Here is a 6,023-nt window from a genome sequence, read left to right on the forward strand (position 1 = left end):
ATTACCAATAATAGCACACGGATTACACGGATGAGACGGATTGACACGGATAAAAATTTATTAGAAAAAATCCGTGAGAATCCGCCAAAATCTGTGTCATCCGTGTGCTATTCTATCATTCTCTTCGGGGCTTAGTGGCTTTGTGGCTAAACGGTTACAAGAATAGTTCACGGGTTTCGGGTTCCGAGTTAAAGTAACTCGAAACCCGAAACTCGAAACTCAAAAATGAAAGTTGGTATTATCGGCCTACCCAAAGTGGGTAAGACCACGGTCTTTAACGCCCTTACCGGAGCGGGTGCCGCCGAATTCTTCAAGGGAGATTCTAAGCTTAACCTGGCCCAGGTAAAGGTTCCTGATCCACGGCTTAGCCGCTTAGGTCTAATATATGCTCCCAAACAGGTGGTTTCGGCTGAAATCGAATTCATAGACATAGCTCTACCCAAAGGGACATGGCTGGAAGACCCTGAAGTCATTTCTCATTTTCGTCAGGTAGATGCCCTGTTGGAAGTTATTCGTTTGTTCCCTGATCAGACCATCTCTCCTCCTGAAGGTGGAATAAATCCGGCCAGGGATATCCGAAAAATAGACGATGAACTCGCCCTGGCTGACTTAGCTATAATTGAGCGCCGAATAACTGCCCTTAATCACCAAAAGGGAAAAAAGAAAAGCGCTCAAGATGAAATAGAGGAACAGCTCCTTAAAAGATGTCAGGAGGCTCTGGACGCCGAGCAACCGATAAAAATGATGAATTTGAATGATGAAGAGGAAAAACTCACCAGGGGCTTCCAGTTTCTGACGGCTAAATCGCTTATTATCGCCGCTAACATAGCGGAAGAGGCACTAAATCTAACCGACTATCCCTTACTCAATGATCTAAGGACTTACACCGGGGGTAAGGGCTATCCGCTCATTGTCTTAGGAGGTAAGATCGAGGCTGAAGTGAGGGAACTGCCTGAAGAAGAAAGAACCGAATTTCTGAAGGCCTTGGGCATCAAAGAGCCGGCCATAGATAACCTTATCCGGACGGTCTATAGTGCCCTGGGACTTATATCTTTTTTTACCATTGGGAAAAAGGAGGTTAAAGCTTGGACGGTCAGAACCGGTACACCGGCGGTCAAGGCCGCCGGTAAGATCCACTCTGATATGGAGCGAGGCTTTATCCGGGCCGAAGTAATATCTTATGAAGATCTAATAAGTTGCGGCTCGAAAGCTACTGCTAAATCAAAAGGTTTGCTTCGCCTTGAGGGCAAGGAGTATCAAATCAGGGATGGAGATGTAGTTGAGTTTCGATTTAATGTCTAAGAAAAAGGCCTTGACCGTCGCCGAAAAAAATCCTCGACATTTCCAGGAGAATGTGATATAATCTTTAATGGTGTTGGATCTGGCTATCGCTCTACCCAACCTAAAGACGGGCCGTTAGCTCAGCTGGTAGAGCAGGGGACTCTTAATCCCAAGGTCATAGGTTCGATCCCTATACGGCCCACCAATTATCATAACTACTCAGGTGGATAGGCTGAAGGCTAACAACTAAAGGCTGAAGGCTGAAGACTGTCCCTAAAAGCCTTCAGCCTATCCACTGTTAATTGATAATTGTTTCGGCGAGGGTGGCGGAACTGGCAGACGCGCTAGACTTAGGATCTAGTGGGGGAAACTCCGTGCGGGTTCAACTCCCGCCCTTCGCACCAAGGTCGATTTCGGATTGCCGATGGCGGATGGCGGGACAAAAAATCTAGTAACCGTTCAGCCACCAAGGCACAAAGACACAACCTCGATCCTCGATCCTGGATGCTCGATTCTGGATGCTCGATCCTGGATACTGAATCCTTTACCAGCATCGAAGATCGAGCATCGAGCATCCAGCATCATGTGCTGAACGGTTACAAATTACTTATGTGTCTTAGGGAGCAATAGAGCAGCAGTTCTGGAACTTTCAGAAAAATCTTTAACTACTGCTCTGCTGCTCTACTGCTCTATTTTTGTGTCTTAGTGTCTTTGTGGCTGAACACTTACAAAATCTACCATCCGAAAGGGGGGTAATTCACTTGAAGGGAGAATTTCAGGAGGCATTGACCCAACTGGAAAAAGGAAAAGGTATTTCCCGTGAAGTTTTGGTTAAGGCTATCGAGGATGCCTTATCTTCCGCTTATAAAAAGAATTACGGTAAAGCTTCCAATATCGTTGCCCGCCTTGATAAGCAAACTGGTGAGGCCCAGATTTTTTCGGTTAAAAAAGTAGTGGAAAAGGTCTCTGATCCCAAGAGTCAGATTACCCTTGAAGATGCCCGGAAGAAAAAAAAGGGTGATATTAACCTGGAGGATACCCTTGAGATAGAATTAACGCCTAAAGACTTTGGTAGAATCGCGGCTCAAACGGCCAAGCAGGTTATCATTCAGCGAATCAAAGAAGCGGAAAGAGGGCTTGTTTTTGAAACCTATAAAGATAAGGTAGGCAGCCTGGTTAGTGGAACTATTCAAAGGATCAGCCAAAGAAATATCTTCGTCGATTTAGGGAAAACAGAAGCTATCTTACTGCCCAGAGAGCAACTGCCTAAAGAGAGATACCGGGTGGGTGACCGCCTGAAGGCCTATCTGCTCGAGGTAAAAAATAGCTCTAAAGGGCCTCAACTTACGCTTTCCAGAACCTATCCGGAGATGGTTCGCAAGTTGTTTGAAATGGAGGTTCCAGAAATATATGAAGGGATCGTGGAAATAAAAGCTGTTTCCCGAGAGCCTGGGGCTAGATCAAAGATCGCTGTTTACTCCAAGGAAAAAGGGGTCGATGCGGTAGGGGCGTGTGTAGGCATGCGCGGCATGCGGGTTCAGGCGATAATTAAGGAGCTGGGGGGGGAAAAGATTGATATTACCCAATACAGTGATGATCCGGTTACCTTTATTACCAACGCCTTGAATCCAGCTCAAATTAGTCAGGTTATTCTTGATGAATCTAAAAAGACGGCCACGGTGATTGTGCCTGACAATCAACTCTCGCTGGCTATTGGTAAAGAAGGACAGAATGTCCGATTGGCGGCCAAGTTGACTAATTGGCGAATTGATATTAAAAAAGAGACGGAACTGGCTGAGAAGGAATCTGCGGCTAAGGCCAAAGCAGCCGAAAAGTTGTTCAGTAAGCCTGAACCAGTAAAAGATATTTTAGATATTCCCGGCGTGGGAGAGGTTATGAAAAATCGCCTTTCCGAGTCGGGAATTCATAGTCTGGAAGATGTAGTCAGAGTCGGTAAAGAGGGTCTTCTGGAAGTGCCGGGTATAGGAAAAGCTACGGCCACTAAAATTTTTGAAGCAGCTAAGGCTATGTTGGAGGGATGAGGGATAAATGAGAGTCTATGAACTGGCCAAGCAATTAGGCCGTCCAAGTAAAGAAATGGTAGCTGAATTGCGCGAGATGGGGGTAGAGGTCAAAAGTTATCAAAGCACTATCACGGCGGAGATAGCTCAAGAAATATTGGATCTATATGCTGAGGAAATATCAAAGCCGGCGCCTCCTCCTGCCCCTCCTTTGAAAGAGGTGGCCATGGCAGAACCTATTACCGTCGGTGAGTTAGCGCCTAAGCTTAACACCAGTCCAGCCGAGTTGATCAAACATCTCCTCACCCAGGGGAAGGCTTATCCTATAAACCAGCGTTTGTCAGTTAAGGAAGCGGAAGAGATTGCCCATGATTATGGTTTTAAAGTCAAAGTGATTCCCCTGGAAGAGGCCCTTAAGGTGTCTGAAGCTGAAGCGGTCGAAAATTTAAAACCCCGTCCCCCGATAATCACTATTATGGGCCATGTTGATCATGGTAAGACCAAGCTCTTAGACGCTATCAGAATGAGTGATGTAGCGGCCGGTGAAGCGGGCGCCATTACGCAGCATATTGGTGCTTATAAAGTTAAGGTCAATCAGGGTGAAGTGGCCTTTCTGGATACGCCGGGGCACGAGGCCTTTACAGCTATGCGGGCCAGAGGGGCTCAAGTCACTGATATCGTTGTCCTGGTGGTGGCGGCTGATGATGGAGTTATGCCTCAAACCCGGGAGGCGATAGACCATGCCAAGGCAGCCGAAGTGCCTATGGTGGTGGCCATAAATAAGATCGATCTGCCTACAGCTAATATAGCCAGGGTAAAACAGCAACTGTCTGATCTTGACCTTATCCCGGAAGAGTGGGGAGGTAAAACCATTTTTACCGAAATATCCGCTAAACAGAAGATTGGTATAGAAAACTTATTAGAGATGCTTTTGCTTGAGGCGGAGATGTTGGAACTAAAAGCCAATCCTGATAAGAAGGCGGAAGGGATTGTTATTGAGGCTAGGTTGGATAAAGGGCGGGGAGCGGTCGCTACCCTGCTTGTTCAGAATGGTTCCCTGAAGGTGGGTCAGCCTATTGTTCTTGGTCAATACTGGGGACGAGTAAGGGCGATGCTCAATGATAAGGGCCAAAAGATTACGGTAGCTCCGCCTTCTACGCCGGTAGAGGTGCTCGGTCTTTCCGGAGTTCCGGAGGCGGGAGATGCCTTCTTTGTCCTGGATAGCGAAAAAGAAGCCAAACAGATTTCTTTAAAGAGACACTCTATCCAAAGAGAGAAGTCAGCCAAGGTCGTTCAGCGGCTTACCCTTGATGATCTCTACCGGAAGGTGCAAGAAGAAGGCATCAAGGAGCTGGGCATCATTATCAAGGCTGACGTTCAGGGTTCTTGTGAGGCCTTAAAGGAATCTTTAGAGAAGCTCGGGACCGATGAGGTAAAGGTGAAGGTTATTCATCAGGGGGTAGGGGCTATCAAAGAAAGTGATGTAATGCTTGCCGCCGCCTCAGATGCGATTATCATAGGCTTCCATGTCCGGCCGGCGAATCCTGAGGTCAAACAACTGGCCGAAACAGAGGGAGTGGATATGCGGATGTACCGGATAATATACGATGTCATCTCGGACATCAAGCAAGCCCTGGAAGGCCTCTTGGAACCGGAATACAGGGAGGTAATCCTGGGTATAACTGAAGTAAGGAAGCTCTTCAGGATCTCCAAAAGCGGGGTGATAGCCGGTTCTTATGTTAAAGAGGGTAAAGTAAATCGTGGAGCTGAGGCCAGAGTGATCAGAGATGGGGTGGTCATCTATGAGGGGAGTATCGCCTCTTTGCGTCGGTTTAAAGACGATGTGGCCGAAGTAGCAAGCGGCTTTGAGTGTGGAATCACTTTGGTTAATTTTCAGGATATCAAAGAAGGCGATATCATAGAGGTATTCCACACCGAGGCCATACCTAAAAAATTATAGTAACTATTTAGCCACTGATTAACACGGATTAGCACGGATAAATAGTAGGGGCAACCCCTTGTGGTTGCCCAACTGTGGTTGCCTTACAGATACGAATTGCGGACACGGTTCACGGATTTAATGATTCATATATTAAAAATCAGTGTTCCATCCGTGTAAATCCGTGGCTGAATAGTTGCAAATTATAATTATCGATTGTTAATGGTTATATGGTAGTAGGCATTTGTCGAGTAAGACTTTATATCCCAGCCAGTAACTCCCTAAAAGCAAAGCGTAATGCCCTTCGACCGATTATCGAACGTATAAAAAGATTTAACATTTCCATTGCTGAAATTGATTCGAATGATCGTTGGCAAGTAGCTACGCTTGGCCTGGCCAATGTCTCCACGGATGCTGCCCTCACCCACAAGATCTTTAACCACGCTATTTCTGTGATTGAGACCAATAATAGCGATGTTCAGTTAGTTGATTACGATATAGAAATGCTGTAACCGTTCAGCCACCAAGGGACGAAGACACGAAGAGGAATTAAGAAATAATTCTTTAATCTTTGTGTCTTAGTGTCTTTGTGGCTGAACACTTACGAAATGCTTTGAAGTCAGTAACTACTCAAGACTAAGTTAAGCAGTTAGTTGGGAGACAAAGCAAAATTCCCTCTCCCTTGATGGGAGAGGGATAGGGTGAGGGTGAAATTGGCGGGCAATATTATTACTCTTGTTTATTTCACCCTCCCCTAACCCCTCCCATCAAGGGAGGGGAAG

At 46.4% G+C, this 6,023-nt stretch carries 5 protein-coding genes and 2 tRNA genes; 6 read left to right on the plus strand and 1 reads right to left on the minus strand.

The window, feature by feature from the left end; translation table 11 throughout:
- The first annotated feature begins 225 nt into the window (after positions 1–225).
- From ychF to AB1797_12565, 3 genes are all read left to right on the plus strand, one after another.
- A complete protein-coding gene (gene ychF, locus AB1797_12555; GenBank protein MEW5768426.1) occupies positions 226–1,302 on the plus strand; it encodes a redox-regulated ATPase YchF in 1,077 nt (358 codons plus the stop codon).
- Positions 1,303–1,410: 108 nt separating this feature from the next.
- A tRNA-Lys gene (locus tag AB1797_12560) sits at positions 1,411–1,486 on the plus strand.
- A gap of 112 nt (positions 1,487–1,598) precedes the next feature.
- Positions 1,599–1,685 (plus strand) — tRNA-Leu (locus AB1797_12565).
- A gap of 55 nt (positions 1,686–1,740) precedes the next feature.
- Here AB1797_12565 and AB1797_12570 read toward each other — a convergent pair.
- Positions 1,741–1,866 carry a hypothetical protein gene (locus tag AB1797_12570; GenBank protein ID MEW5768427.1) on the minus strand — a complete coding sequence of 42 codons (126 nt, stop codon included), beginning with the start codon at positions 1,864–1,866 and terminating at the stop codon, positions 1,741–1,743.
- Between the two features lie 176 nt (positions 1,867–2,042).
- Here AB1797_12570 and nusA point away from each other — a divergent pair, with 176 nt between their 5' ends.
- The 3 genes from nusA (at position 2,043) to AB1797_12585 (ending at position 5,753) form a co-directional block, all read left to right on the plus strand.
- Positions 2,043–3,323, plus strand: coding sequence for a transcription termination factor NusA (gene nusA, locus AB1797_12575; protein ID MEW5768428.1), 1,281 nt, complete (start codon positions 2,043–2,045; stop codon positions 3,321–3,323).
- Between the two features lie 7 nt (positions 3,324–3,330).
- Positions 3,331–5,262, plus strand: coding sequence for a translation initiation factor IF-2 (gene infB, locus AB1797_12580; protein MEW5768429.1), 1,932 nt, complete (start codon positions 3,331–3,333; stop codon positions 5,260–5,262).
- A 209-nt stretch (positions 5,263–5,471) separates the two neighbouring features.
- The gene (locus AB1797_12585) at positions 5,472–5,753 is read left to right on the plus strand and encodes a DUF503 domain-containing protein (protein MEW5768430.1); all 282 of its coding nucleotides are present in this window, start codon (positions 5,472–5,474) and stop codon (positions 5,751–5,753) included.
- Positions 5,754–6,023 lie beyond the last annotated feature (270 nt).

The organism is bacterium (assembly GCA_040753085.1).
Lineage (GTDB): Bacteria > UBA9089 > JASEGY01 > JASEGY01 > JASEGY01 > JASEGY01.

Bases quoted from the DNA above. Each gene is read 5' to 3' on its own strand.
- ychF (MEW5768426.1), top strand. From the start codon at position 226: ATGAAAGTTGGTATTATCGGCCTACCCAAAGTGGGTAAGACCACGGTC.
- infB (MEW5768429.1), top strand. From the start codon at position 3,331: ATGAGAGTCTATGAACTGGCCAAGCAATTAGGCCGTCCAAGTAAAGAA.
- AB1797_12585 (MEW5768430.1), top strand. From the start codon at position 5,472: ATGGTAGTAGGCATTTGTCGAGTAAGACTTTATATCCCAGCCAGTAAC.
- AB1797_12570 (MEW5768427.1), bottom strand. From the start codon at position 1,866: ATGATGCTGGATGCTCGATGCTCGATCTTCGATGCTGGTAAAGGATTC.